At 57.0% G+C, this 25,190-nt stretch carries 25 protein-coding genes; 15 read left to right on the top strand and 10 right to left on the bottom strand.

Features of this window, described 5'->3' with window-relative positions:
• Positions 1–73: 73 nt before the first annotated feature.
• Entirely contained in the window at positions 74–1,015 is a 942-nt protein-coding gene (locus BXY66_RS11150; RefSeq protein WP_165929153.1) for a hypothetical protein, read from the bottom strand.
• A gap of 318 nt (positions 1,016–1,333) precedes the next feature.
• Between BXY66_RS11150 and gap the strand changes: the two genes are divergently transcribed.
• The 5 genes from gap (at position 1,334) to BXY66_RS11170 (ending at position 6,754) form a co-directional block, all read left to right on the top strand.
• Positions 1,334–2,332 carry a type I glyceraldehyde-3-phosphate dehydrogenase gene (gene gap / locus BXY66_RS11155; protein ID WP_132860176.1) on the top strand — a complete coding sequence of 333 codons (999 nt, stop codon included), beginning with the start codon at positions 1,334–1,336 and terminating at the stop codon, positions 2,330–2,332.
• A gap of 89 nt (positions 2,333–2,421) precedes the next feature.
• Positions 2,422–2,565: a hypothetical protein gene (locus BXY66_RS20480; protein ID WP_165929154.1), complete on the top strand. Its 144-nt coding sequence runs from the start codon at positions 2,422–2,424 to the stop codon at positions 2,563–2,565.
• Positions 2,566–2,648: 83 nt separating this feature from the next.
• A complete protein-coding gene (locus BXY66_RS11160) occupies positions 2,649–4,586 on the top strand; it encodes an AsmA family protein (RefSeq protein ID WP_132860177.1) in 1,938 nt (645 codons plus the stop codon).
• Between the two features lie 9 nt (positions 4,587–4,595).
• Positions 4,596–5,795 carry a multidrug effflux MFS transporter gene (locus BXY66_RS11165; RefSeq protein WP_132860178.1) on the top strand — a complete coding sequence of 400 codons (1,200 nt, stop codon included), beginning with the start codon at positions 4,596–4,598 and terminating at the stop codon, positions 5,793–5,795.
• A gap of 200 nt (positions 5,796–5,995) precedes the next feature.
• A complete protein-coding gene (locus tag BXY66_RS11170) occupies positions 5,996–6,754 on the top strand; it encodes a prephenate dehydrogenase (RefSeq protein ID WP_132860179.1) in 759 nt (252 codons plus the stop codon).
• On the opposite strand, the gene BXY66_RS11175 is transcribed toward BXY66_RS11170, so the two are convergent.
• Together BXY66_RS11175 and BXY66_RS11180 are read right to left on the bottom strand one after the other, a co-directional pair.
• A complete protein-coding gene (locus BXY66_RS11175; protein ID WP_132860180.1) occupies positions 6,751–7,479 on the bottom strand; it encodes a hypothetical protein in 729 nt (242 codons plus the stop codon). The genes BXY66_RS11170 and BXY66_RS11175 overlap by 4 nt on opposite strands.
• Positions 7,480–7,572: 93 nt before the next feature.
• The gene (locus BXY66_RS11180; RefSeq protein ID WP_132860181.1) at positions 7,573–8,166 is read right to left on the bottom strand and encodes a GcrA family cell cycle regulator; all 594 of its coding nucleotides are present in this window, start codon (positions 8,164–8,166) and stop codon (positions 7,573–7,575) included.
• A 139-nt stretch (positions 8,167–8,305) separates the two neighbouring features.
• Between BXY66_RS11180 and BXY66_RS11185 the strand changes: the two genes are divergently transcribed.
• Entirely contained in the window at positions 8,306–9,106 is an 801-nt protein-coding gene (locus BXY66_RS11185; RefSeq protein WP_132860182.1) for an ABC transporter permease, read from the top strand.
• Here BXY66_RS11185 and BXY66_RS11190 read toward each other — a convergent pair.
• Genes BXY66_RS11190 through BXY66_RS11200 form a run of 3 tightly spaced genes read right to left on the bottom strand, consistent with a single transcriptional unit; the run spans position 9,096 to position 11,354 of the window.
• A complete protein-coding gene (locus tag BXY66_RS11190; RefSeq protein ID WP_132860183.1) occupies positions 9,096–10,430 on the bottom strand; it encodes an MATE family efflux transporter in 1,335 nt (444 codons plus the stop codon). The genes BXY66_RS11185 and BXY66_RS11190 overlap by 11 nt on opposite strands.
• A complete protein-coding gene (locus tag BXY66_RS11195; RefSeq protein WP_132860184.1) occupies positions 10,423–10,932 on the bottom strand; it encodes a PaaI family thioesterase in 510 nt (169 codons plus the stop codon). Before BXY66_RS11195 ends, BXY66_RS11190 begins: the two co-directional genes overlap by 8 nt.
• Positions 10,932–11,354 (bottom strand): PaaI family thioesterase, encoded by a 423-nt coding sequence (locus BXY66_RS11200; RefSeq protein ID WP_132860185.1) that lies wholly within the window; start codon positions 11,352–11,354, stop codon positions 10,932–10,934. The genes BXY66_RS11195 and BXY66_RS11200 overlap by 1 nt, the downstream gene beginning before the upstream one ends.
• Positions 11,355–11,470: 116 nt before the next feature.
• On the opposite strand from BXY66_RS11200, the gene BXY66_RS11205 reads away from it, so the two are divergent.
• Entirely contained in the window at positions 11,471–11,848 is a 378-nt protein-coding gene (locus tag BXY66_RS11205; protein ID WP_132860186.1) for a MerR family transcriptional regulator, read from the top strand.
• Between the two features lie 26 nt (positions 11,849–11,874).
• Here the strand turns inward: BXY66_RS11205 and BXY66_RS11210 are convergent, their stop codons facing one another.
• Positions 11,875–12,642: a hypothetical protein gene (locus BXY66_RS11210; RefSeq protein WP_132860187.1), complete on the bottom strand. Its 768-nt coding sequence runs from the start codon at positions 12,640–12,642 to the stop codon at positions 11,875–11,877.
• Entirely contained in the window at positions 12,639–13,709 is a 1,071-nt protein-coding gene (locus BXY66_RS11215) for a GSCFA domain-containing protein (protein WP_132860188.1), read from the bottom strand. Before BXY66_RS11215 ends, BXY66_RS11210 begins: the two co-directional genes overlap by 4 nt.
• Positions 13,710–14,051: 342 nt before the next feature.
• Between BXY66_RS11215 and BXY66_RS11220 the strand changes: the two genes are divergently transcribed.
• From BXY66_RS11220 to BXY66_RS11245, 6 genes are read left to right on the top strand one after another with little or no spacing between them, the layout of a single operon-like run.
• Positions 14,052–14,453: a MerR family transcriptional regulator gene (locus tag BXY66_RS11220; protein WP_132860189.1), complete on the top strand. Its 402-nt coding sequence runs from the start codon at positions 14,052–14,054 to the stop codon at positions 14,451–14,453.
• Positions 14,454–14,471: 18 nt separating this feature from the next.
• Positions 14,472–16,247, top strand: coding sequence for an acyl-CoA dehydrogenase C-terminal domain-containing protein (locus BXY66_RS11225; protein WP_132860190.1), 1,776 nt, complete (start codon positions 14,472–14,474; stop codon positions 16,245–16,247).
• 60 nt (positions 16,248–16,307) lie between these two features.
• Positions 16,308–16,520, top strand: a complete 213-nt coding sequence (locus BXY66_RS11230) for a hypothetical protein (RefSeq protein ID WP_132860191.1) — start codon at positions 16,308–16,310, stop codon at positions 16,518–16,520.
• 37 nt (positions 16,521–16,557) lie between these two features.
• Positions 16,558–17,196 (top strand): glutathione S-transferase family protein, encoded by a 639-nt coding sequence (locus BXY66_RS11235; protein ID WP_132860192.1) that lies wholly within the window; start codon positions 16,558–16,560, stop codon positions 17,194–17,196.
• 23 nt (positions 17,197–17,219) lie between these two features.
• Complete coding sequence (locus BXY66_RS11240) at positions 17,220–18,431, top strand: acetyl-CoA C-acetyltransferase (RefSeq protein WP_132860193.1); 1,212 nt, start codon at positions 17,220–17,222, stop codon at positions 18,429–18,431.
• A 24-nt stretch (positions 18,432–18,455) separates the two neighbouring features.
• Positions 18,456–20,654: a 3-hydroxyacyl-CoA dehydrogenase NAD-binding domain-containing protein gene (locus BXY66_RS11245; protein WP_132860194.1), complete on the top strand. Its 2,199-nt coding sequence runs from the start codon at positions 18,456–18,458 to the stop codon at positions 20,652–20,654.
• 126 nt (positions 20,655–20,780) lie between these two features.
• On the opposite strand, the gene BXY66_RS11250 is transcribed toward BXY66_RS11245, so the two are convergent.
• Positions 20,781–21,419, bottom strand: coding sequence for a Hint domain-containing protein (locus BXY66_RS11250; RefSeq protein WP_165929155.1), 639 nt, complete (start codon positions 21,417–21,419; stop codon positions 20,781–20,783).
• A gap of 351 nt (positions 21,420–21,770) precedes the next feature.
• On the opposite strand from BXY66_RS11250, the gene BXY66_RS11255 reads away from it, so the two are divergent.
• Positions 21,771–23,399 (top strand): AMP-binding protein, encoded by a 1,629-nt coding sequence (locus BXY66_RS11255; RefSeq protein ID WP_132860196.1) that lies wholly within the window; start codon positions 21,771–21,773, stop codon positions 23,397–23,399.
• Positions 23,400–23,500: 101 nt separating this feature from the next.
• On the top strand, positions 23,501–24,508 hold the full coding sequence (locus BXY66_RS11260) for a hypothetical protein (RefSeq protein ID WP_132860197.1): 1,008 nt from the start codon (positions 23,501–23,503) through the stop codon (positions 24,506–24,508).
• Positions 24,509–24,553: 45 nt separating this feature from the next.
• Here BXY66_RS11260 and BXY66_RS20485 read toward each other — a convergent pair whose 3' ends face one another.
• Complete coding sequence (locus BXY66_RS20485) at positions 24,554–25,138, bottom strand: SPOR domain-containing protein (protein ID WP_165929156.1); 585 nt, start codon at positions 25,136–25,138, stop codon at positions 24,554–24,556.
• Positions 25,139–25,190 lie beyond the last annotated feature (52 nt).

Below are 25,190 nucleotides of genomic sequence, written 5' to 3' on the forward strand. Positions count from 1 at the left end.
GCAGATCGTGCCAAACGTCATGCAAGTTGTGACAACGCAAAACACCGCACTGTCACACTTTTTGATCGGCCGTTCAGCGGCCCAGCTTTTTGGAGACGCCCAGTGTCACCAAGAAGGCGTCTTTGCGCTGGTTGGACAACAACTTAGTAGTCGGCGTGCTCGCATAGCCATTGGATGCTGTCAGATCGAGTGCCCAACCCTGTCCAAGGTCGGCTCGCGCACCCACAGACCAGATCGCCAATTTATCGAGATTGCCACCCGACCCAAGACGGTTTTCCCCTGAAATCGGGTAATCTAGGGAGCCGTGGAAACTAAACGGCCCGGCAGGGTTGATATTCACACCACCGCCGATAGAAAAAATTTGGCCAACTTCACCGCCCTTGCGCGAGTACTGCGGCAGTAGCGCGTAAGACAGCGACCCGCTCAGGGCAAACATTTCGGAAGGCGCATAAGTCACCGGAAGATGGACCGACCCAGCCGGTGACGCACTCATCAAACGGCCGCCGACCGGAACACTTTGCTGCCAGTTGATGTATTCGATCGCCCCCATAACCGCGAGGTTCCAGTCACCCCATTGCGCAAGCTGATACTTCGCATGGGCGCCGATCGTGCCAACACCGTCAGTGTCCAGAAGCCCCGAAAACGTAGAACGAAGCCCATAGGTGGATGTAAGTACCGCGCCGAGTTGCCAGCGGTCACTGACACCCCAATACCCGCCGATAGAGAAGTAGTTTGGCGGCGAGCTGACATTTGAATTCACAATATTCGCATGGTCCAGCCAATAAACCGACTCCCCTTGGCGCAACTGCCGCGCGTCATGAATGTGCTTTACCGGACGCGCGTCTCCTCCATAATACCGGGCGCTGTCGCCCGATTGCGATAGGACTGGCTGGGCAAATACAGCCACGCTCAGTGCCGCACCGGAGATAATTTTTTTTACTGACTTAATCACAAAAAGGCCCTCGCATCGTGCCGATTGCACGGCAATTGAAATCACGGTCTTGTGGAGCGGCATTCTTTGGCACTCGAAATTTTGCCCAAGCCTCACCACGCGCTCTACTCAAAAGATACATACCAAACTTCCAAAGCGCGCGACAATTGTCTTGGGAGAAACCGCGAATTCGAATCGCTTGCGATGAAAATGCGCAACATAGGCCAATGTGAACGCTAACCTTTTCCAAAGCAGCCATATCGTTAGCGTTACCGTTGGCGGCACCGGTAAGGTTTATCGCTAACATCCCGTTTTTTCACACAATCTTACCTTTCAGGCGACACCCTTGTTCCCTATAGGAAACACAATCCAACCGAAGATCCCGAGCGTCAGGAGAGCAGGATGACCGTCACCGTAGGTATCAACGGCTTTGGCCGCATTGGCCGTTCCACACTCATGCACATTGCTGAAGAGGCGCGCGAAGACGTGCGTGTCGTCAAGGTGAACGCAACCGGCCCCCTCGAAACCGCCGCGCACCTGATCCGCTATGACTCCGTTCACGGCCGCTTCCGCAACGAGGTGATCGCAGGCAACGGTACCATGGACGTTGGTCAGGGCCCGATGCGTATGTACTCCACATACGACATGGACGAGCTGGACTGGGACGGGGTTGACGTCGTCCTGGAATGCACCGGCAACTTCAACGACGGCGAGAAAGCAAAAAAGCACCTTGAGCGCGGCGCAAAAAAAGTTCTGATCTCTGCTCCGGCCAAGAACGTGCAAAAAACCATCGTGTTCGGTGTGAACGACGATACGCTTGAAGCTAACGACAACATGATCTCCAACGGATCCTGCACAACGAACTGCCTCGCTCCGCTGGCAAAGGTACTGCACAACGCCATCGGGATCGAAAATGGCATCATGACGACGATCCACGCTTACACCGGCGATCAGCCGACGTTGGACCGCCGCCACAACGACCTGTATCGCGCCCGCGCTGCGGCCATGTCGATGATCCCGACCTCCACAGGCGCTGCGAAAGCCTTGGGCGAAGTGCTTCCCGAACTGAAAGGTAAGCTGGACGGCTCCGCAATTCGCGTTCCAACCCCGAACGTTTCCGCGGTGGACCTGACATTCACAGCATCCAAGGATGTCACCGCCGAAGACGTGAACGCCATCATGGCGGAAGCGGCTGCAGGTGAGATGAAAGGTGTTCTGGGTTACAACGACCTGCCGCTGGTTTCCGTAGACTTCAACCACACTACAGAAAGCTCCACTTTCGCAGCAGACCAAACCAAGGTGCTCGGGAACCGTCTGGTTCGCGTTCTGGCCTGGTACGACAACGAATGGGGCTTCTCGGCGCGCATGGCGGATGTGGCTGCCAAAATGGGCCGCATCTAAACACTCTCAATTCTGTGCAAAATCTTGCGCCCCTGCGGGTGGTCAGGCATACCTGAACTGACCACCAACCGCAGGGGCGTATTTACGTCATGACCAACCCGATCGCCGTTTTTCTCGTGCTCCTTATCCTGACGGGACTCGGCGCGGATTTGCTTTTCAACAACGGTGACGCCACGCTTGTTATCGTGCGGAAATTCTTCGACCTGATCGAGTGGGTTGCGTTCTGGCGCTGATCACCGGTTTTTCCCATGCACCCATCGTTGCACTGCCTGTGATGAAACCGCTAGGCTGCCGTTGAGCAGCAAAGAGGTGCACCATGCGCGTCGTCCGTTTTCTTTTTGCCCTGATGGCACTTGTCGTTTTGGGGCTAGGGGCATTGGTCGTCTTCCTACCTGGCGAAAAAATCGCCGCCATTGCGTCAGAACAGGTGAAATCCAAGACGGGTCGCGCCCTAAAGTTCGAAGGTGACGTGGGTATAAGCTGGTTTCCGACGATCGGCGTTTCCACTGGCAAGGTGACTTTATCCAACGCACCATGGTCGACAAACGGCCCAATGTTTTCAGCAGCAAGCGCAACCATCGGAGTTGATGTAATGTCAGCCCTTTCAGGGGATATACGCATCAAGAAAATCGAGTTGATTGGACCTGATATTCTTCTTGAACAGACCGCCGGCGGAGAGGCTAACTGGTCCCTTCTGACTTCTTCGACAGACAAGGCTCCGGTGGCAGCGCCTCAGTCAGACGCATCCGCAGTCGGCGGCTTCGCCCTGGAAAGCATGGTGATCAAGAATGCTCGGCTCCGATTTTGGGCGGCAGGACAAACGCCGGTTGAGATATCAAACCTCGACGCCGAACTTTCTTGGGCAGATCGGACGTTGCCCGCAAAACTCGATCTCAAGGCGCAACCAGCCAACGCACCAGTCAACATCTCCGCAACGATCACGCATATGGATGCTTTTCTTGCGGGAAATATCAGTGACCTGACAGCCGACATCACAGCTGCGAAAGGTCTGGTCACTTTCGACGGTCGCGCGGGCATCGCCCCCGAAGCGGCTGGAAAAATCGCCGTGGATTTGCCAAACGCCGACGCCTTCCTCAATGCATTGGGAATGCCCGGCGGGATCCCTGGCCCACTTTCTATTGCCGGAGATGTGACACTGACACGCGACTTGCAGCTGAGCTTGCGTCAGGGTGCCATATCAGCTTTCGGCAACGTGATCTCAGCTCAAGCAGACGTAAACTTGAACGGGGCCAAACCCGTCGTGAACGCACAGATTGCCACGCAAACGCTCGATCTCAAGCCGCTCATCTCGGGGTCGGCATCGGGTCCGGGCGGAGCATCGTCCCCGGCCCCTGCCGGAAAGGCCCCTTCCACCGGCTGGTCCAAGACCCCCATCGATGCCAGCGCGCTTGGGCTGATTGACGGCACGATCAGTTTTGCCTCCGAAAAAATCGACATGGGGGACATTGCCGTTGGCCGAACGCGCGCAACCATCGCCATAGACAACGCCCGTGCGGTCGCGACGCTGCGCGAACTGCAAGCATATGATGGTCTCGTCACGGGCATATTTGTCGCCAACAATCGCAACGGCCTTTCGGTTCGCGCCGACCTCGACGTGAACCAAATCTCGCTTCAGCCGTTTCTAACAGCTACAGCAGACATCAAGAACTTTACTGGTAAGGCAAACCTCAAAACTTCTGTGCTCGGCTCCGGCAACTCAGTGTTTGCAATTATGAACTCGCTTGACGGGGAAGGCTCCGTTTCTGTCGGGCGCGGCACTATCGAGGGCATCGACCTGGACGAGCTTCTGCGTGGCGACGTAACCGGAGGCACAACGGTGTTTGACAAGCTGACGGCGACCTGGACAACGCTCAATGGCGTATTACGCAATGATGATCTGCGAATGGAGCTGCCACGCCTCGCAGCAACGGGCGCAGGCACAATTGGCCTTGGCCTGCGCACGATCGACTATGTCGTTTCCCCCCAGATCCGTGGCGACGACGCCCCGCTGCTGGTTGTACCGGTGAAAATCGAAGGCAGTTGGGACAACCCGTCAATCGCCCCGGAGTTGGACAAGGTCATCAAACAAAACTTCGCAAAAGAAAAAGAGGAACTTGAGCAGAAAGCCAAGGAGGCTGCTGCCAAAGAGTTGGGCGTGACCATCGAAGAAGGCCAGTCTGCGGAAGATGCTCTCAAAAAGAAACTCGAGGACGAGGCGACGAAGGGCCTTCTAAAACTGCTCGGCGGCGACTAACCAGAAGGCATGTTTCGCGCTGCTACCTCCCCACCTAGCCTGACCACTCTTGTTCTATTGACGGCCTTCTCCGTTCTGTCTTTGAACATGTTTTTGCCGAGCCTGGAAAACATCGCCAAAGACTTTCAAGTCGATTACGCGATGGCGAACCTGTCAATTGCCGGCTACCTCGCCATAACTGCTGTATTGCAGATTATCATGGGCCCGCTGTCAGACCGTTTTGGCCGCCGTCCAGTCATGCTGGCCGGGCTTGGCATCTTCAGTTTCGCCTCCATCGGCTGTCTTTTGGCAACGGACATTTGGGTTTTCCTTGCGTTTCGCCTCCTGCAAGGCGCTTTGATCGCAGGTATGACGCTGTCCCGTGCTGCGGTGCGAGATCAGCACAGCCCTCAGAAGGCAGCCAGCCTTTTGGGCTACATCTCGATGGCCATGGCTGTCGCGCCAATGACAGGGCCCTTGTTCGGCGGAATTCTCGACCAGCTTTTTGGATGGCGAGCCACTTTTGTCTTCTTCGTCGCCGCCGGCTTTCTTTTGTGGTGGCTCGCCTGGGCCGACATGGGGGAAACCAACGAAACCCCAAGCGCCACGATCAGAGCGCAATTCAAAACTTACCCCGAATTGTTAAGGTCACGGCGGTTTTGGGGTTACGCATTTTGTCTCACATTTTCCCTTGGTGCCTTCTATGTCTACATAACCGGCGCAGCTTTGGTTGGCGGTGCCGTATTTGGGCTTTCTCCTGCAGCCATCGGCGCGGGAGTCGGCATCATAACCTGTGGATTTGCGGTGGGCAGTTTCCTGTCGGGGCGCTTTGCCAATCGTTTCCCATTGACGACAATGGTCATCTCGGGCCGGGTTGTGGCTGCATGCGGGCCTACATTGGGACTATTGCTGATGGCAGCCGGTGTGCTGCATCCAATCACCTATTTTGGCGCGATCACGCTTGTCGGAATGGGAAACGGGTTGACCATCCCTTCCGCCAACAGCGGCATCATGTCCGTGCGCCCTCAACTGTCTGGCAGCGCGGCTGGCCTGTCTGGTGCGATGGCCGTTGCCGGCGGTGCAGCGCTCACATCGCTAACAGGCGCCGTCCTGACCCCGGAAACAGGCGCATTGACCTTGATGTTGCTGGTCCTTGCCAGCGTTTTGTTATCGCTCCTCGCCGCTCTCTATGTCCGCTGGGTGGACATGCGCGATCCATTGCCTGAATGATCCCGTCTTGACCTGCCCGACGAAATCGTGCGACCAAGCGTGCATGACCAAGCCTGACCTCACTTTCTTCGTCTATTATTCCCTGACCACATAAGTGGCGGGGCTATCATCATGCACTCTCGCCGCGGCGCGGGGGTAGCATCAGAGGCACCATAGGTTTTCAAACTCCCGTTGGCGCGGCCTTATTTAGGAACCGCCTTATGGGACACACTATCGAAACTAACCGCCCATTGACCCTTGGCCTTTTCGGCTTTGGGGCCTTTGGCAAACTCGTCGCCCGTGAACTCGCCGATCATTTTGAAATAACGGTTTGCGATCCGGCCTACGTTGGAGCGGTGCTGGAAGATGGTCGCGCATTTGCAATGCGGGACGCCGAGGAAACCGCGCGGGCGGACATTGTTGTTCTGGCCGTACCGGTCGCCCGCATAGCCCATGTTTGCCAGCAAATTGCCCCGCATATTCGTGTTGGCGCTTTGGTGGTGGATGTCGGAAGCGTCAAGACGGCCCCTATGGGCCATATGGCAAAACATCTGCCGCGACACGCGAATATCCTCGGAACACATCCCCTGTTTGGTCCCCAATCAGCAAAAAGTGGCATTGCTGATCGTAAAATCGCGATATGTCGAGAGCGCGGAAACCGGCAAAGAGTGACAAGGCGCTTCCTGCGATCTCTCGGACTGGAAGTCATCGAAACAACCGCCGAGGCTCACGATCGGGAAGCGGCAATGGTTCAGGGCCTCACGCATCTGATTGCCAAAGTACTGAACGATCTTGGCCCCCTGCCCGACCAAATGACCACCGTAAGCTTCGATCTTTTGCGCGAAGCTGTTGGCATGGTCAAAAACGATCCACCCACGGTTCTGCATGCTATTGAAGTCGCAAACCCCTATGCAGCTGAAATCAGAAACGCCTTTTTTGATCGCGCTGAAAAGATCAGAGCGCAATTTGAAGCTGTCTAATACGTATCCGTTCGGACATAAACGACCACCGCGAACACTGCGGTGGCCACACCCAGCAAAAACGCCTTTGTATTGACTCTCGCCCGTGCAGGAAGTTTGAGCCGAACCGACAGAATGATGATGACCCCGCCGACCACAGCGGTCGCAACCGATTGATATGGATTATATTTTTCAACCTGCGTTCCGGCATACCCCCCCGCCATCAATGCCACCACAAACGCCCACCGCATCCATCGACCGAAGTCCTCCGGATACATTCTGAACAAAAAGTTGTTCACACCAAAAAGGTGCAGGGTGAAAACCACGGCAGAGGTGAGGTAAACGCCACGAATATCCGAATTGAGGTGAACCACCGTAGCGCCAATCAAAGCGCTGTAGGCCATGAACGATGCCAGGTTCAAGGCTTCCCCGATGTGGCTCGGACGCGCCTCGTGCCTTTTGAAATCGACGAGGTAGTAGACCAGAAATCCGCCAAGCAAATAAAAGTAGAGCTGGTACTGCATCAAAACGTTGTTGGCAGGAAGGCTCGTCTGGAGCGCGATCGTCATGGTCCCGATTTTCGGCAGCAGATATAGGAACGCGTAGCCAATCCCCAGACCGGACGAAAAATCCAGCAGCCACCGGGAAAGGTCCGGCTGCCTCCGATAAACATGCATGGCGCCTATATGGGCAAAACTGATCACCAGCAGCGTTGTCGCTTCATATACCGTAAAGCCAGTGCCCAAGCCGTCCGCTCCCTTTCGCTGATGTTTAGCTAACACAAAAAAAGCCCCAAGGATCAACTCCTTGAGGCTTTGAAAATCGTTTTGGTTGGCTGCTTACCGCTTACGATCTCGACGCGCGCTCATCGGCTGGAACGCCACGCCGACATGGGCTTCGCAATAAGGTTTACCTGCCTGAACAGGCAGACCGCAGAACCAGAAGTCTTCGGTTGCCGGGTCTCCGACGGGCCATTTACAAGTCCGTTCGGTGAGCTCCATCAACGTGAGTTTCTTTGCCGATTTCTCGACTTCGTTCACCTTTGCCAGAGCTTCCGGGCTGATCTCGTTCGCAGACGGCTGCGGTGGCAGCGGTTGACCTGCAGGAATAATCGCCTTGCGCAATGGCTGCGCCGGTTTTGCTGCAACGGCCGGTTCTGTCTTGGGCTCGGGTTTCGGAGCCGGTTTGGCTTCGGCCTTCGGCTTGGGCGCGGCCTTTGGTTTGGCTGCTGCCTTGGGTTTCGCAGCAGCCTTCGGTTTTGCTTCGGCCTTTGCACCGCCACCTGGCGAGCGATTGGAAAGGCCAAGACGGTGCACCTTGCCGATCACAGCGTTGCGGGTCACCCCACCCAGTTCCTTGGCGATCTGGCTGGCCGATTGGCCCTCGCCCCACATCTTCTTCAACAGTTCAACGCGATCGTCGGTCCACGACATGCCATATTTCCTCAGCTAAAAAGCGGCCCCCAAAAAGGACCGCCCCGCATTTCTTGGTCAGGGGCCTATTCTAATCACCCCAGCCCGAGTTACAAGGCAGAGAATCAGCCAGCGGCACTCTGAACGCGAGGAAAAGAGCATGGAAAACGTAGAAATGGGCGTGCGACGCTTTGGTCGGGTGAATTGGCTTGGCCTCAAAACCCTCGCACTTCGCGAAATCTTGCGTTTTGCAACTGTCTGGACACAGACCCTTCTGGCCCCGCTCGTGACCGCCGGTCTCTTTCTTTTGATCTTTTCCATCGCAATCGGCCCAAGCAGAGGCGACGTTATGGGCGTCCCGTTCATCACCTTTCTGGCGCCGGGGATCATGATGATGACCGTCATCCAGAATGCCTTTGCCAACACGTCTTCTTCAATTGTGATTTCCAAAGTCCAAGGCAACATCGTGGACACTCTTATGCCGCCTTTGTCTCCGCTGGAACTTGTCCTTGGCTATCTCGCAGGCGCGGTTGCCCGCGGCGTTGTCGTCGCCCTCGCCATTCTTGTCGCTCTCGCAATCTTCTTGGGTATCTTTCCGGTTCATCCGCTCTGGGCTTTGACTTTTGTTGTGTTTGGCGGCGCCCTGCTGGGCGCAATCGGCATGGTTGCTGGTATTTTCGCCAACAAATTCGATCAGATGGCAGCCATCACTAACTTCATCGTGACGCCTTTGGCTTTCCTCTCCGGCACCTTTTACTCTGTCGAAGCCTTGCCGACCGGACTGAACACCTTCACCCATTTTAATCCGGTATTCTACCTGATCGACGGCGCACGTTTTGGTGTGATCGGTACCTCAGACAGCGCCCCTGAACTTGGGCTCGCAGTGGTGAGCGGCACAACCGTCATCGTCGTCCTGATCGCTTGGGCGATGATCAAAACAGGATATCGTCTCAAGAATTGATCTCGGCGAGCCTCTCCAGTCGCGGATAGCGCACCCCAAGCGTGACGCCTCGCGCCACAAAGCTGATCAGCATCGCCCCCCAAAGCCCATGATTGCCAAACGCCGGAACAAGAGCGAGCACCGCGGCCACATAGATTAAGGCTGAAATGAACATCATGTTCCGCATCTCGCGGCCCTGCGTGGCTCCTATAAAAATGCCGTCCAGCATCCACGCGGCCACGCCGAGCAACGGTGCAAGAACCATCCAAATCAAATAAACACGCGCCTCCGAGCGGACATCTTCCGCCGTCGTCATAACGTCGATAATCGCGCCACCGAACAAGGCGAAAACGGCGGCCAAAACGATCACGCACAATCCTCCCCAGAGGCTCGACATGATTGACGCCTTTCGCAGCCCGGCGCGGTCCTTCGCGCCAAAAGCCTGCCCGACAAGTGCCTCGACGGAAAACGCAAATCCATCCAGCGCGTAGGCCGTAATTGACAGAAATTGCAGCAATACTTGATTGGCCGCGAGCGTTACGTCCCCAAAATCGGCCCCAAGAAACAAGAAACTCACAAAAATCGCCTGAAGCATCAATGATCGCAATAAAATATCGCGATTGACCGCCGCCATTTCCAGCAGTGCCGCTCTGTCAAAGACCCGCGTCCAGTCCCGCCACGCAGCGCGTTTAAAGGCATCGCGACACATCCAAAGTGCGAGCGCAAAGCCTGAAACTTCGGCAATCACGGTCGCAATCGCGACCCCACCAACGCCCCATCCGAGCCCAAGAACAAACCAGATATCGAGCAGTATATTGAGCCCATTCATCCACACTTGAATGATCAGAACCGCCTTGCCCCGCTCCAACGCGATCAGCCAGCCGGTGAGGCCGTATATAGCTATCGCCGCTGGAGCAGACCAAATCCGAATTGACAGATAGTCCCGCGCAAGCGCCTCAACTTCCGGAGACGCAGGCGACACATAGAATGCCCCTCGAAACAGCCAAACCTGAAGCGCCATCACCAAGAATCCGCCGCCTACGCCGATCATAACTGCGCGGGTCAGCATGGCTGCGACTTCTCCTTGACGCCCAGCTCCCTGCGCCTTTGCCGTCAGCCCGGTCGTGCCCATCCGCAAAAAGCCGAAGACCCAGTAAATCGCGCTGAGGATTATCGCGCCAATACCGACAGCGCCGATCGGAGCGGCTTCGCCCATTTGACCAACGACGCCTGTGTCCACAGCCCCCAAAATCGGCACTGTAGCGTTGCTCAAGACAATGGGTAGCGCCGTGCGCAAAATGCGGCGATGGGTGATCTCCCCGACGCCGCTCACCGTTTCACTCATCGCGCGCTGGCATCAGGAAATGTCCGGTGGCCTGCGCAAAAGGTTGGTGGCGCTGGTCCTGCCAAGCTTCGACTTGGACTGATGCATAACGCCGGCCGGAACGCGTCACACGTGCCCGGGCGTAGGCGTCTCGAGGAAGGCCCGAACGCAGATAATCCAACGTAAAATCAATGGTTTTTGGCAACCGCGGCAGATGTCCGCGGGTCAGTTCCTCCATATCGAACCTGCCGGCCTCGATGTCATCCCAAAGACTGGCCCAAGCCAGCCCGATCACAGCAGTTGTCTCAAGGAATCCGGCCGTAACCCCACCGTGAATGGCAGGCAAAAGCGGATTGCCGATCAGTTTGTCGTCATAAGGCAAAACGGCAGTCAGTTCGTCCCCCCGCCGGTCGAACTCGATTCCCAAGAATTGAATATACGGCACGCCATGCACCAAGGCTGAAAGCGCAGCATCACGGCGTTGCTTGACCACCTGAACAGGTTCGGGTCGGGAACGTGGCATTATTTTCTCTCCACAGTGAAAGCACCGGTCGCGGTCGCCACCGGCCTTTCGGCATCATCATCAACTGCCGTGGCGCGAACAAAGGCCACCGATCTGGTGATGTGATAGCACTCTGCTTTTGTCCGTATTGCCTGCCCGGGCGTCGCCGCTCTCATATAATCGATTCGAAGGTCGATGGTCGCCGTTCCGGACGGCGAAGACGGATGGCTCATTGCAGCCGCCCCGCAACAGGTATCCATTAGCGCCGACACCGCTCCTCCATGCAAAACACCAGTTTCCGGATCGCCCACTATTTGCTCGCTGTAAGGCAACTCCATTTCGGCCATACCGTCGCCAATCGCCGTTAACTTCATGCCCAGCGCCTGACAATGCGGGATCAGGTTTATGAACTGTTCGGCAAATTTTGACTTGTCGCCCTGCATTTTGAACCTCGGGGTTGTTTGCGCCAATTAAGATCGACATTTTGGCGCAGGAGCAAGGGGGGCGGTTGCCCTACCGAGGCAAGATAACTAAGTTCCGCGGCAAGGAGACCTGCCAAATGAGCGAAAATCGCCTGTCTTTCAAGGAAATGTGCGCCCGATTCGACGTGACGCCTCGGACGCTGCGTTACTATGAATACATCGAGCTTCTGCAGCCCGAACGCGAAGGCCGAAGCCGCTATTTCGGCCCAAAGGAAGTCGCCCGCATGACCCTGATCATGCGAGGACGTCGGTTCGGTATCAAACTCGAAGACATCCGCCAGTGGCTGCTGATTTATGAACACGAGGGCACCGCTGCCCAGATGCAGGCCTTTGTGGACATGGCGGACCGGCAATATGCGGAGCTGCTGGAACAGCGCGAGCAACTCGACGAAGCCATGCGCGAGCTCAAGGAACTTCGGGACGAGACCGCAGGCTTCCTGTCAAAAGAAAAATAATCGGACCTTGGGGCGCTTTTTGGGCCTCAAATCTCCCAACGGTTCCAGCACGTGCGCCCATATAGGCTGTTCATGTGGAATACGTCGTTTTCGCGGTGCTCTTTCGCGTTCTTTTCAACGGCCCTAAATAACACCGAACCTCGCGAGAATTCCGCTTTGGTCATAACGCCATCGCGCTTGGTTTCTTCCGGTTGCTCCAGAACGCCAAACCCCGCATCGCGCAATTTGTCTGCGACCCCGTCCATCATCATGTTCACAAAAGGCTGGTCGCCGTTGTCGAGGATTGGCTGCATCTGCGCAGCGCGCCAATCTATGTCAAAAAGGCTTTCCGAGCAGAATGCTTGCCATGCCAGATGAATCGGCTTGTCCGTCGCGCGCCGCAACACCCTTGCGCAATGCATCATCATCGACCCGTCGATGCTCTCCCAAAGCGTGTCCGCGATAACCGCATCGCTAACGAAATGCTCTGCAACGTGCTGTGTACTCGGTGTGGCGAACCTTGCATAATTCGTGAATACAGGCGTCGGGAAAAGCCCCATCCCGACAAGGACAAACGCGTCGTAGTCTTCGGCCCGAACACCGCCGCCGGTGCCGGAAATCCTTTTGAAGAACTCAGCGGCCTTTCGCTCGCGCGGAATCACTTCTCCGTCCACAAAATCAAGGGTGCCCATACCGTCGGAAAGAGCACCAAAGAAGGTTGGTAGAATGTCTTTCCGCGGCGCCGCGCCGTCTTCCCAGCCCCCCTTGAGCGCGGCCACATGCGAGTTGCCCATCACACAAATCCGCCGGCTCATTTTTGAAACGCCTCCAGAAGAATTTCCTCGCAGACGACATCGGCGTCTTCCGATTGTGGCAACTGTGCCGGCTTCTTGGGTTCTTTTGGAGAGTTGCCGCTTGGATCGTGCTGCGCCAGAAACGCCCCCATTGCAGTATTCACTCCTGTCTCGGTCACACTGCGCAGATTTGGCTCAAAGAGCATTCCGCGGGTCGCAGGCGCAGTGATCAACTCGTAGGAAGGGAAATAGTCCACATCACGGTATGTATCGAACAACTCCCCCGCAACGCCGCGCAGCACGGACTTCGAATAGGTTGAAGCCGCAAGCACATGTTGGCCGGAGGCCGTGGCTGTCAACGGAACCGGCGATACCGTGACGATCGTCTTGAAGGGACGATCACGCTCCCGTCGCAAAAGCCTTTTCAGTTTCACGAAGTCTCCAAGCACCCGGCTATGGCGGTGGTTCTGGAATTCATAAATGTCAGGATCAAAAGTCCCTGCAATCGTGCCAGGCGCAGTCGGAAAAACAGTCCCGCTGTCCTTGTGTACCCAGGTTTCCGTCAGTCCAAAAGTGAAGACAAAAACATCCATGTCCAGCAGCATCTGTCGAACAAATCCAAGGTGCCCCTCTCTCGCTCGCAGCACCTGCTCTGGCGTTTCAAACCCATCGGGTTCAACATTGGGTCGCTGCGCATCAAAATAGCGCCCATCCCGCTCCCAAACTCTGTCTTCCGGCACAGACAGCCCAAATGCCTCACGCGCAAGCTGCAACATCTGGGCCGCCGTATAAATGTTCCCATAGCGGCACGTGTAAATGCCAAAACCGTATTTCTTGGACAGCTCCGCACTCATACCTCGCGGCGCAGGCTCGTATTGCAAGACATTGAACTTACGCGCTTTCAGATGTCGTGCGATGTGCTGGGCAAAACAACTGCCTGCCGTCGCAATTGCGTCCCGACGCGAAATGCGGAACTTGCGCCGATAGATGCCGTCAATAGCCAGCGGGTCCTGCTGTGCGACGCCGCTGCGCCAATAACCTCGTTTTGGCACGTCCTCATAGGGGGACGTCTTGGGGGATTTGCCCATTCTCTGCTCTCTCTGACGGGCCTGCTGAAATCCTATTCGCCTCCAGATCAGCCCTTGCCTGCCTTGCCGCGATATTACTGCGGTCGTTTTTTCCAGAATCGCAAATACTTAGGTGCACAGTCAACCATTTCCTGCGGCCGACGTTTGTTTCACCGCCACCCACAAAGCCGACAAACTTGGACCCAACGTCATGCAAATTTTACGAAAAAAGACCTAACGTCAAAGGATCCTACGTCACGATTTTTGTGACGCAACGTCTCTCTTACGTTAACGTAAAGCAGTACTGTAACCCTTCGGCAGTCACCCCATCTGTTCACAATAGAAGAGAGCCAAGGAGGACCGATGAGCGAAGACCTTATGACGATCCGCGAGATGTGCGACGCCTATGATGTAACGCCGCGCACCCTGCGTTTCTACGAATCCAAGGAACTGTTGTTCCCTATCCGCGAGGGCCAGAAGCGCCTGTTCACGAAACGGGATCGCGCCCGACTGAAACTGATCCTGCGGGGAAAGCGGTTCGGCTTTTCGCTCGAAGAAATCCGTCAGCTGCTCGATCTGTACGACATGGGCGACCAACAGGCGACCCAACTTCAGCGGACCTACGACGTGGCCCGCCAGCGCCTGAAAGACATGGAAGAGCAGCGCGATGAGCTGAACGAAGCCATCGACGATCTGCGTGAACAACTGAAGTGGGGCGAGCAAATCATCGCCGACTTCAACAACGACCAAAAAGCTGCACAGTAAGTCCAAGGGAAGAGACACATGCCGACTTATACCGCCCCGGTAAAAGACATTCAGTTCGTTCTGCATGAAATGCTGAACGTCGCCGATTCCGACATCCCCGGCTACGCCGACATGGAAGCCGACTTCACAAATGCCGTCCTCGAAGAGGCAGGCAAACTGACCGGTGAAGTTCTGGCGCCTTTGAACGTTGTCGGTGATCACGAAGGCTGCCGCCTTGAAAACGGCGTCGTTTACACGCCGACCGGCTTCAAGGAAGCCTTCGAGCAAGTCAAAGAAGGCGGTTGGACCGGTCTGGACATGCCCGAAGAATACGGCGGTCAGAACCTGCCATACGTGCTGTCCACTGCTGTCGGCGAGATGTTCTCTTCCTCCAACCAGGCGTTCACCATGTATCAGGGTCTGACCCATGGTGCGGCCGCTGCAATCCTTGCGCACGGTACCGAGGAGCAGAAAAACAAATGGCTGCCCAAGATGGTCTCCTGCGAATGGACCGGCACCATGAACCTGACCGAACCGCACTGCGGCACCGATCTGGGCCTGATGCGCACCAAAGCTGAGCCTCAGGACAACGGCACTTACAAAATCTCCGGCCAGAAGATCTTCATCTCGGCTGGTGATCACGATATGGCGGACAACATTGTCCACCTCGTACTGGCGAAAGTTCCAGGCGGCCCCGAAGGCATCAAAGGTGTTTCCTTGTTCATCGTGCCCAAGTTCCTTGTGGACGACGAAGGCAACATCGGCGCCCGCAACGGTGTGTCCGTGGGCAACATCGAGAAAAAGATGGGCATCCACGGCAACTCCACCTGCGTGCTGAACTACGACGAAGCCGAAGGCTACCTGATCGGCGATCTGAACAAAGGCATGCGCGCCATGTTCACTATGATGAACGAAGCCCGCCTGGGCGTTGGCATGCAGGGTCTTGCTGCGGCAGAAGTTGCCTACCAAAATGCTGTGGACTACGCCAAAGATCGCCTGCAGGGCCGCGACGTGACCGGCGTGAAAAATCCGGACGGTCCAGCAGATCCTTTGATTGTGCACCCTGACGTGCGTCGTTCGCTGATGGACCAGAAGTCCTTCGCAGAAGCCGCGCGCGCCTTCATTCTCTGGGGCGCGACCATGATCGACGAAGCCCACCGCAAGGGTGACAAGGACGCGGACGGCCTTGTGTCGCTGCTGACACCCGTCATCAAAGGCTTCCTGACCGACGAGGGCTATGACATGACCGTCAAAGCCCAACAGATCTACGGTGGCCACGGCTACATCGAAGAGCATGGCATGAGCCAGTTCACCCGCGATGCACGCATCGCGATGATCTACGAAGGCGCCAACGGCGTTCAGGCGCTTGACCTCGTCGGCCGCAAGTTGGCCGCGGATGGCGGCAAACACGTGATGGCCTTCTTTGAGCTGGTCAAGAATTTCTGCAAGGAAAACGGCGAAGACGAAGCTCTCAAAGACTTCATCGAGCCTCTTAAGAAAGCATCCAAGGATCTTCAGGCAGCGGGCATGTACTTCATGCAGACTGGCATGAAGAACCCGAACGACGCCCTCTCCGGCTCCAATGACTTCATGCACCTGTTCGGTCACGTCTGCCTCGGCCTTATGTGGGCGCAGATGGCCAAAGCTGCAAACGCGGCGCTGGCCGGTGGCGCATCTGACACCGAGTTCTACGAGACCAAGCTGGCAACTGGCCGTTACTACATGGCGCGCCGCCTGCCTGCGACCGGCATGCACCTGGCCCGTATCCAATCCGGTGGCGACACCGTGATGGCGCTGGCAGCCGAAAACTTCTGATGCGTTTGGGGCGGGGTAACCCGCCCTTTTCTACCACGTCCGGTATCTCAGGGAGGACTGATGCCCAAACGTTTTCGACTGACCCGCCGCTTCCCGGTTTCAATGACCGAGGATGGGTATCGCAAGCTCAAGAGCTTTGCGGCGGAGGCTGGTCTGGACGAAGGCGAAGCACTGTCCTTTCTTTTTGAAAATTTCGACGCGGTGACGGATGAAGACTTGCTGGCGCATCGTTTGCGCCAGTTCAACGCTACGCTGGATGCGAGAAAACGGTGATCGGACACACCGGCCAAATGCCACAGGGGAGGACGGCATGACTATCAAACTATATTGCTTCGGGGAATCTGGACACTCTTACAAAGCCGCTCTCGCGCTTGAGCTTGGCGGCTTTGACTGGGAGCCGGTCAAGGTCGACTTCTTCGCCGGCGAGACCCGCGGCGAAGATTATCGCGGCACCAAGAACGAGATGGGTGAAGCGCCCGTATTGATAGATGGCGACGTCACGCTGACCCAGTCTTCTGTAATTCAGGATTATCTCTCTGAGAAAACCGGCAAGTTTGGCGGCAAGGACGCTGCCGAGCGCCGCGAAATTCTGCGGTGGCAATTCTGGGATAACCACAAGTTTTCCTCGGTGGCGGGCATGACGCGCTTCCTGATGAATTTCCTGCCTGAAGACAAACAGCCCAAAGAGGTCATCGGCTTCAACCTTGGCCGTCTCAAAGGCGCCTATGACATTCTGAACAAGCACCTTGAGGGCCGCGACTGGATCGTGGGCGACAGCTTGACCAACGCCGACCTCACCTGCTGTTCGTATCTCTACTATCCGGAGCCTTTTGGCTTTGATCGCGCTGACTGGCCGAACATCGACCGTTGGCTCACCAATATTTCCGAAACGCCGGGGTGGAAGCACCCCTACGACCTGATGCCCGGTTCCCCCGCGGACCGCGCCTGAAAGACCCTGACAAGGAGACCAAAATGACCGAAGCCTATATCTATGACGCCGTGCGCACCCCGCGCGGCAAAGGCCGCAAGGACGGCAGCCTGCACGAAGTGTCCTCGCTGAACCTGTCCACCACGGTTCTCAACGCGCTGAAAGAGCGCAACAACCTCGAAGGCCATGCAGTCGAAGACGTCATCTGGGGCAACGTGACCCAAGTCAAAGAAAACGGCGGCTGCCTCGCGCGCACCGCGGTTCTGGCGTCTGACCTTGACGAGATGATCCCCGGCCTCGCCATCAACCGTTTCTGCGCATCCGGCATGGAAGCTGTGAACCTGGCGGCCAACCAGGTCAAAGGCGGCGCGGGCAAAGCATACATCGCTGGCGGTGTCGAAGCGATGAGCCGCGTTCCTATGGGCTCTGACGGCGCAGCCATCGCCGTTGACCCGTCTGTTGCCATGGAGATGTACTTTGTACCTCAGGGTATTTCCGCGGACATCATCGCCACTGAATACGGCTTCTCCCGCGATCAGGCGGACGAACTGGCTGTCGAGTCCCAGCGCCGCGCCGTCGCCGCATGGGAAGACAAGCGTTTTGATGGCTCCATTGTTGCCGTGAAGGACGTCAATGGTCTGACCATTCTGGACAACGACGAGTACATCCGCCCCGGCACAGACATGCAGTCCCTCGGCGGCCTGAAGCCTGCGTTTAAAGAACAGGGTGAGGTCATGCCCGGTTTCGACAAACTGGCGCTGATGAAGTACCCGCACCTCGAGAAAATCAACCACATCCACCACGCCGGCAACTCCTCCGGTATCGTGGACGGCTCCGCCGGTGTGCTGATCGGCAATAAAGAGTTCGGTGAAGAATACGGCCTCAAGCCACGCGCAGTGATCAAGCAGACCGCCAAAATCGGTCTCGACCCGACCATCATGCTGACCGGTCCGGTGCCTGCGACCCAGAAGATTCTCAAGGACGCTGGCATGGAAATCGGAGACATCGATCTGTTCGAAGTCAACGAAGCCTTCGCTTCTGTGGTTCTGCGCTTCCAGCAAGCGTTCGACGTGGACCCGTCCATCGTCAACGTGAACGGCGGCTCCATCGCGATGGGCCACCCGCTCGGCGCAACCGGCGCGATCATCATCGGCACCCTGCTGGATGAGATGGAGCGTCAGGACAAGGAAACCGGTCTGGCAACGCTTTGCATCGCCTCCGGTATGGGCGCAGCCACCATTCTTGAACGCGTGTAATCCGCCACTAACAGGATAAGAGACATGACTGATTTCACAATGAAAGTCGGCGACAACGGTGTCGCCATCATCACCTGGGACGTGGCTGACAAGTCGATGAACGTCCTGCGTCAGGAAGCGTTCGGTGAACTCGAAGCGCTGATCGACGAGGTTCTGGGCAACGACGACATCAAAGGCGCCGTAATCACCTCCGGCAAAGACACTTTTGCTGGCGGCATGGACCTGAACGTTCTGGGCACCATCCGCGAACAGGCGGGCGCTGAGCCTGCGAAGGCGCTGTTCGACTTCACCATGAACGGCCACACCTTCCTGCGCAAAATCGAACGCGCAGGTATGGACCCGAAAACCAACAAGGGTGGCAAGCCGATTGCGTCTGCCCTTCCCGGTACAGCGCTCGGTATTGGTCTGGAACTGCCGCTGGCGACCCACCGCATCTTCGCGGCCGACAACCCGAAGTCCAAGATCGGCCTGCCGGAAATCATGGTTGGTATCTTCCCGGGCATGGGCGGCACCACCCGCTTTATCCGCATGATGGGTTTCATGGCCGCATCCCAGTTCCTGCTGCAAGGCAAGATGGTTGACCCCAAGAAAGCCAAAGCAGCCGGTATCATCGACGAAGTGGTCGACGATCCTGTTGCCGCTGCGACCGAATGGGTGCTGAACGCAACCGACGCCGATCTCGTGAAACCTTGGGACGCCAAAGGCTACAAAATGCCGGGCGGCGACCCCTACCACCCACAGGGCTTCATGACCTATGTTGGCGCATCCGCCATGGTCAACGCCAACACATGGGGTGTGTACCCTGCCGCCAAGGCGCTTTTGTCCGCTTGCTACGAAGGCGCACAGGTTCCGTTTGACACCGCTCTCAAGATCGAAGCGCGCTGGTTCACCAACGTTTTGATGAACCCGTCCTCCTCCGCGATGATCCAATCCCTGTTCATCAACAAGGAAGCGCTGGAAAAAGGCGCCAACCGCCCTGCGGTTCCGGATCAGTCCGTTAAGAAACTCGGCGTTCTCGGCGCAGGTATGATGGGCGCAGGCATCGCACTGGTTTCGGCACAAGCCGGTATGGAAGTTGTTCTGATCGACACCACGCAGGAAGCAGCCGACCGCGGCAAAGCCTACACCGAGGCCTACCTCGACAAAGGCATGAAACGCGGCAAGGTGACGGCCGAGAAGAAAGAAGCCATGCTGGGTCGTATCAACGCGACCACCGATCTGCAGGCGCTTTCCGACGTTGACCTGATCATCGAAGCCGTTTTCGAAGACACCGCAGTGAAAGCCGAAATGACCAAGAAGGTCGAGGCGATCATTCCGGCGGACGCGATCTTTGCTTCCAACACGTCGACCCTGCCGATCACCGGCCTGGCCGAAGCCTCGGTGCGTAAAGATCAGTTCATCGGCATCCACTTCTTCTCCCCTGTTGAGAAGATGGCGCTTGTGGAGATCATCAAAGGCAACGAGACCGGCGAACGCGCTGTCGCCAAGGCTCTGGACTATGTGCGTCAGATCAAGAAGACGCCTATTGTGGTGAACGACGAACGCTTCTTCTACGCAAACCGCTGCATCATTCCTTACATCAACGAAGGCGTGATGATGGCTGGCGAAGGCGTTGGCCTGCCACTTCTGGACCACGCCGCTCAGCTTCTGGGCTTCCCTGTGGGTCCGATCCAGCTGGTGGACGAAACCTCCATGGATCTGGGTGCGAAAATCGCCAAGGCCACCATGGCAGCGATGGGCGACGCCTATCCGAAATCCATCGCGGATGACGTGACCTTCTGGATGGTCGACGAAGGCCGCCTTGGTCGCAAAGCCAAGGCCGGCTTCTTTGACTACGATGAAAAAGGCAAGCGACTGGGCTACTGGGAAGGCTTCAACGAAAAGTTCGCCCTCAAGGACGACCAGCCCGAACTGACTGAAGTGCAGCACCGCCTGATCTTTGCTCAGGTTCTCGAAGCCGTCCGTGCACTGGAAGCAGGCGTTCTGGAAGACATCCGCGAAGGCGACGTTGGTGCGATCCTCGGCTGGGGCTTCATGCCGTGGTCCGGTGGTCCGTTCAGCTGGCTCGACATCGTTGGCGCCCCTTGGGCAGCCGAGCGTTGCGACGAACTGACAGCAAAATTCGGCGAGCGCTTCTCCTGCCCGCCGCTGCTGCGCGAAATGGCAGAGAAGGGTCAGACCTTCTACGGCCGCTTCGGCCCGCAGGCAGAAAAAGCCGCATAAGAACCGGCATCCTGAAAATCGAACGCCCGGGAGTCCCCACTCCCGGGCGTTTCTTTTTTAGGCCGCAAAAGAAAAGCGCCCGCCGATCCCCCCGGCGGGCGCTCCCCTTCTGACCTTAAAATTGCCTCAGGCTATCGCTTCGCCTTCAAACTCGGTCAGGAGCACCTCGACCAACGCCTTGGCGGTGTTGATAGGAAGCATGTTGTAGTTCGACGGGGCGCCAAAGCGCGGCATAAGGCCGGCGCGCGTGCCCCAGTGGGCCTGACAGAATGTCAGCATTCCACCAGCAGAAAACACCATCTGATCATCGGCGAACACCGGTAGGACAATGTCCGCCGCAGCCTGAGGCGATACCCGCTCAACGCCAGGGATGATGTCCAAGGAAGCGGCGGGGATCACGGCGTAGGGATCACCAAACCGATCCGCGACATCCTCGATCTCAAGCAGGATACCCTGATGTGGCAGCATCAGGACTTCCTCGCGGTTTTCCAGAGCACCAGCCGGCACCATCACAGGCCGAAGGGCCTCCGGCCAACGCGACCCGGACCGTATCCTATCTTCGCGCACCATCGCGCTCAGCGGTTGAAAGCCGGCATCAAACGTCAGGACCTCATCGCCCCGTTCGAGATCGCCAACCGCAACCCAACCGTTTGGCGTCGCCACTGGCGTTTCCGCAAACAACCCAAAACCCGGCCCGGAATAGACCGGCGCGATTTTGCCTTTGCGCGGTTCTAAGTCATTCCACCAGTTCTCGCTCGTATCCATCTTCGTCTTCCCCAGGTGCATGGTTTTCATGCCTTTGAGGACATACTGCTAAGATGTTTGGAGTGATTGGGCCACAAATCGGGAAAAATTGCGGCACTGTTTCAGGACGCTCAACACTCAACTTGGTTAATGCATATTAACCATGATCCGAGATCAACATACCTTGTTATCACCGCATTTGCGCCCTTTACCGAAAGCCTTTCGGGACAATCCTGACAAGATCCTTACTTTTCCCCTGCCGCCCTGACCTACGTCGATTCCCGCAAAAACCCTGCGTAGAATTACCAACTTCCCAAGGCGGCGTTCTATGGGCAATATCCACCGACCATGATCAACAGGGAGGAGGCGGCCATGGGTTGGATGTCCGATGAAACCGGGCTGGAAAAGCGCGCAGCAAATTATGTGCCACTGACACCTTTGTCGGCCCTGAAACGCGCGGCCAAGATCTTCCCTGAGAAGCTTGCAGTGGTGCACGGTAGCCACCGAAAAACCTATGGGGAATACCACACGCGCTGCACACAACTGGCCTCCGCCCTTGTGGAAATGGGTGTGAAACCAGGCCAGGTCGTCGCAACAATATTGCCAAACATCCCTGCCGCCGCCGAAGCTCACTTTGGCGTTCCGGCCTGTGGTGCTGTGTTGAACGCCATCAACATCCGACTTGATGTTGCAACTGTGGCCTACATTTTTGATCACGGCGAAGCCAAAGTCGTGCTTGTCGACACAGAGTTCCTGTCTCTCGCAGAATCCGCCTGCGCCGAAATGAAAGGCACTCCCCCCAAAATCATAGAAGTTGCCGCCCCAGAGCAGGGGTATCACGCGACGGGGCGTCATCCGGAGTATGAACAGGTCCTCGCCGGAGCAGACCTTTCTTTCGACTGGATCATGCCGGAAGACGAATGGGAGAGCCTTGCTCTGAACTATACTTCAGGCACCACCGGAAAACCGAAGGGCGTCGTCTATCACCACCGAGGAGCCTACCTGAACGCCATGGGACAGGTCCTGAGCTGGCGCATGGTTCTGCACCCTGTCTATCTGACGATCGTGCCCCTCTTTCACTGCAACGGATGGTGTCACACGTGGATGATGCCGATGGTTGGTGGAACACTTGTCTGCTGTCGCGACATCACTGCCAAGAACATCTTTGATGCCATCGCAGATGAAGGCGTGACGCATTTCGGCGGAGCCCCAATCGTGCTCAACATGCTGGTCAACTCACCGGACGGAGAACGCCGCTCCTTCGACCACACGGTGGAGGTTTTCACCGCAGGCGCCCCCCCTGCGCCCGCTACGCTTGCCAAGATCGAACCGATGGGATTCCACATAACGCAGGTCTACGGCCTGACCGAAGTCTATGGCCCCGCCACGGAGTGCCTGTGGGATCATGAACGCTGGGGAGAGTTGGAAGGACACCATCGCGCAGAAATAAAAGCCCGTCAGGGGGTCGAAATGCCCTTTATTGACGAAGTCACCGTGATGGACGAGCAAATGAACCAGACCGAGATGGACGGCGAAAGTCTCGGTGAAATCATGATCAAGGGCAATGCGGTCATGAAGGGGTATTTCAAAAACCCCGCAGCCACAGAAGAAGCCTTTGCAGGCGGCTACTTCCACTCCGGAGACATCGCCGTCCAACACGACGACACTTATGTGCAGATCACTGACCGCGCGAAGGACATCATTATCTCCGGCGGCGAAAACATCTCTTCCGTCGAAGTTGAAGGTGTCCTGATGCATCACCCGGCTGTATCCCTTGCTGCCGTCGTTGCAAAACCGGATGAGAAATGGGGAGAAGTGCCCTGCGCATTCCTCGAACTTCTTGAAGGCGCCGAAACCACCGAAGAAGAGGTGATCTCCTTCGCTCGGTCACAATTGGCGGGGTTCAAAACACCCAAGAAAGTCATCTTTCAAGAACTTCCGAAAACATCGACGGGCAAGATCCAGAAATTCGAGTTGCGGACACTCGCGCGCGATCTCTGAACCTAACTGTCGGGCGCTTCCTCGCGCCCGACGCCCCATTGCGGGGGCCAAACCGCCTGTGATAAGCCTGAGAGCAACAAAAAAGGCAGAGCAGGCCTTCCATGAGCACGGCACTTCACAAATACGACCGCCTGGAGGCGACCGCCATCTGGAGGGCGTCTTCAAACGAACAACGCCGCGACGTGATTGTCTCGATCGGGGACGCCACTCTGGTGATTTCCGATCTGCAGGACCGTGCCATTACCCACTGGTCGATCCCCGCCGTACGTCGCGCCAACCCAGGCGAGAGACCGGCGATTTTCCACCCTGACGGCGACGCCGATGAGACATTGGAAATCGGCGATGGCGAAGCCGAAATGATCGATGCGATCGAGAAACTGCGCTCCGCAGTTGCTCGCCGCCAACCCCGCCCCGGTCGTCTACGTTATGGTATTTTTGCGCTCAGCCTTGCAGCGTTGACGGCGCTTGGCGTTTTCTGGTTGCCAGGCGCGCTTAGCGAACATGCACTCAAGGTGGCGCCAGCTGCCGTGCGGCAGGACATTGGCGAAGCCATCCTCAAACACACCACCCGTGTCACAGGACAGGCCTGCGAAGACGATTTGGGGCAAATCGCCCTACGCAAACTTGAGCGTCGCCTGAAAGTCGATCACTTGATGGTCGTACCCTCCGGTGTACGCGAAGCTGCAGTCCTTCCCGGTGGGACGGTCCTTTTGAACAGAAGCACCGTCGAAGATTTCGAAGAGCCAGACGTGGTAGCGGGTTTCGTCATAGCCGTTCAGGAAGCCACCGGCGATCCGTTGCGCCGGTTATTGGAAGATGCTGGCATCGGCGCGAGCTTTCGCCTCCTGACGACTGGCTCCCTGCCTGACGACTTGCTGCGAAGCCACGTCGAGAATGTCGTGCTCGCCCAACCCATCAGACCAGGAGACCAGGCGCTCATCGAGGCCTTCAAAACCCATCAAGTCCGCATCAGCCCATACGCTTTTGCCTTGGACCCATCCGGAGAGCAGACACTTGAGTTGATCGAAGCCGATCCGTTTGCCGTGACGCCGGAACCGGTGCTCTCGGACGGCGATTGGGTGGCGCTTCAAGGCATATGCGGCGCCTGAGAATTCTCCCAAACGCCGCAATGAATTGCTGAGAATTCGTCGCTTTTATTTTCGTAGAAACGCGTCGGAGTAGCCAGCAGACCGCGCTTTGAGCAGCGCCTTCTCCGCAGCGGCTTGATCTGCAAAGGGGCCAGCCAGAACCATCCGGTGTTCGGTACCAGCGCGCTCGTATTTGCCGATCCGAACCGGCATGCCAAGTTTGCGAACCTGCTTGGCAGTCCCCTGTGCAGCAGAAGCTTCTGTAAACGTCGCCACCTGCACGTAGGTCGTGCCGGAAAGCCGCAGGGACTTTTCGGCCGGTGCGGAACGGGAACTTACCACGGGTGCGGGCGCAAGAGGCGTCTCAACAGAAGCGTCACGCGCAACAACCACAGGCACGGCAATTCCAGTCAACATACGGCGCGGCACCTTGCGCTCCCATATCGCATCACTTTGCGCTTTGCCCGCGAACGTCATCTCAGCGCGACGCGTGTTCAGACGGCCGTCATCAAATGCTAGCCTGTAGCCAGCGGGCACTTCGGTAGACACGTTGTTGAGCAGGTTCGCTTCATAGACGTGTTTGGGCACAACACGCACGTCACTCGCCACCTCGCCTTCGCGCACCACCGTCCCTACGGGCGGTCTGCGCAATGATGAATTTTGCTGGTTAAACCGCATCTTTGGGGGTGTCGCCGTCGGAGTG

The organism is Shimia isoporae, assembly GCF_004346865.1.
Classification (GTDB): domain Bacteria; phylum Pseudomonadota; class Alphaproteobacteria; order Rhodobacterales; family Rhodobacteraceae; genus Shimia; species Shimia isoporae.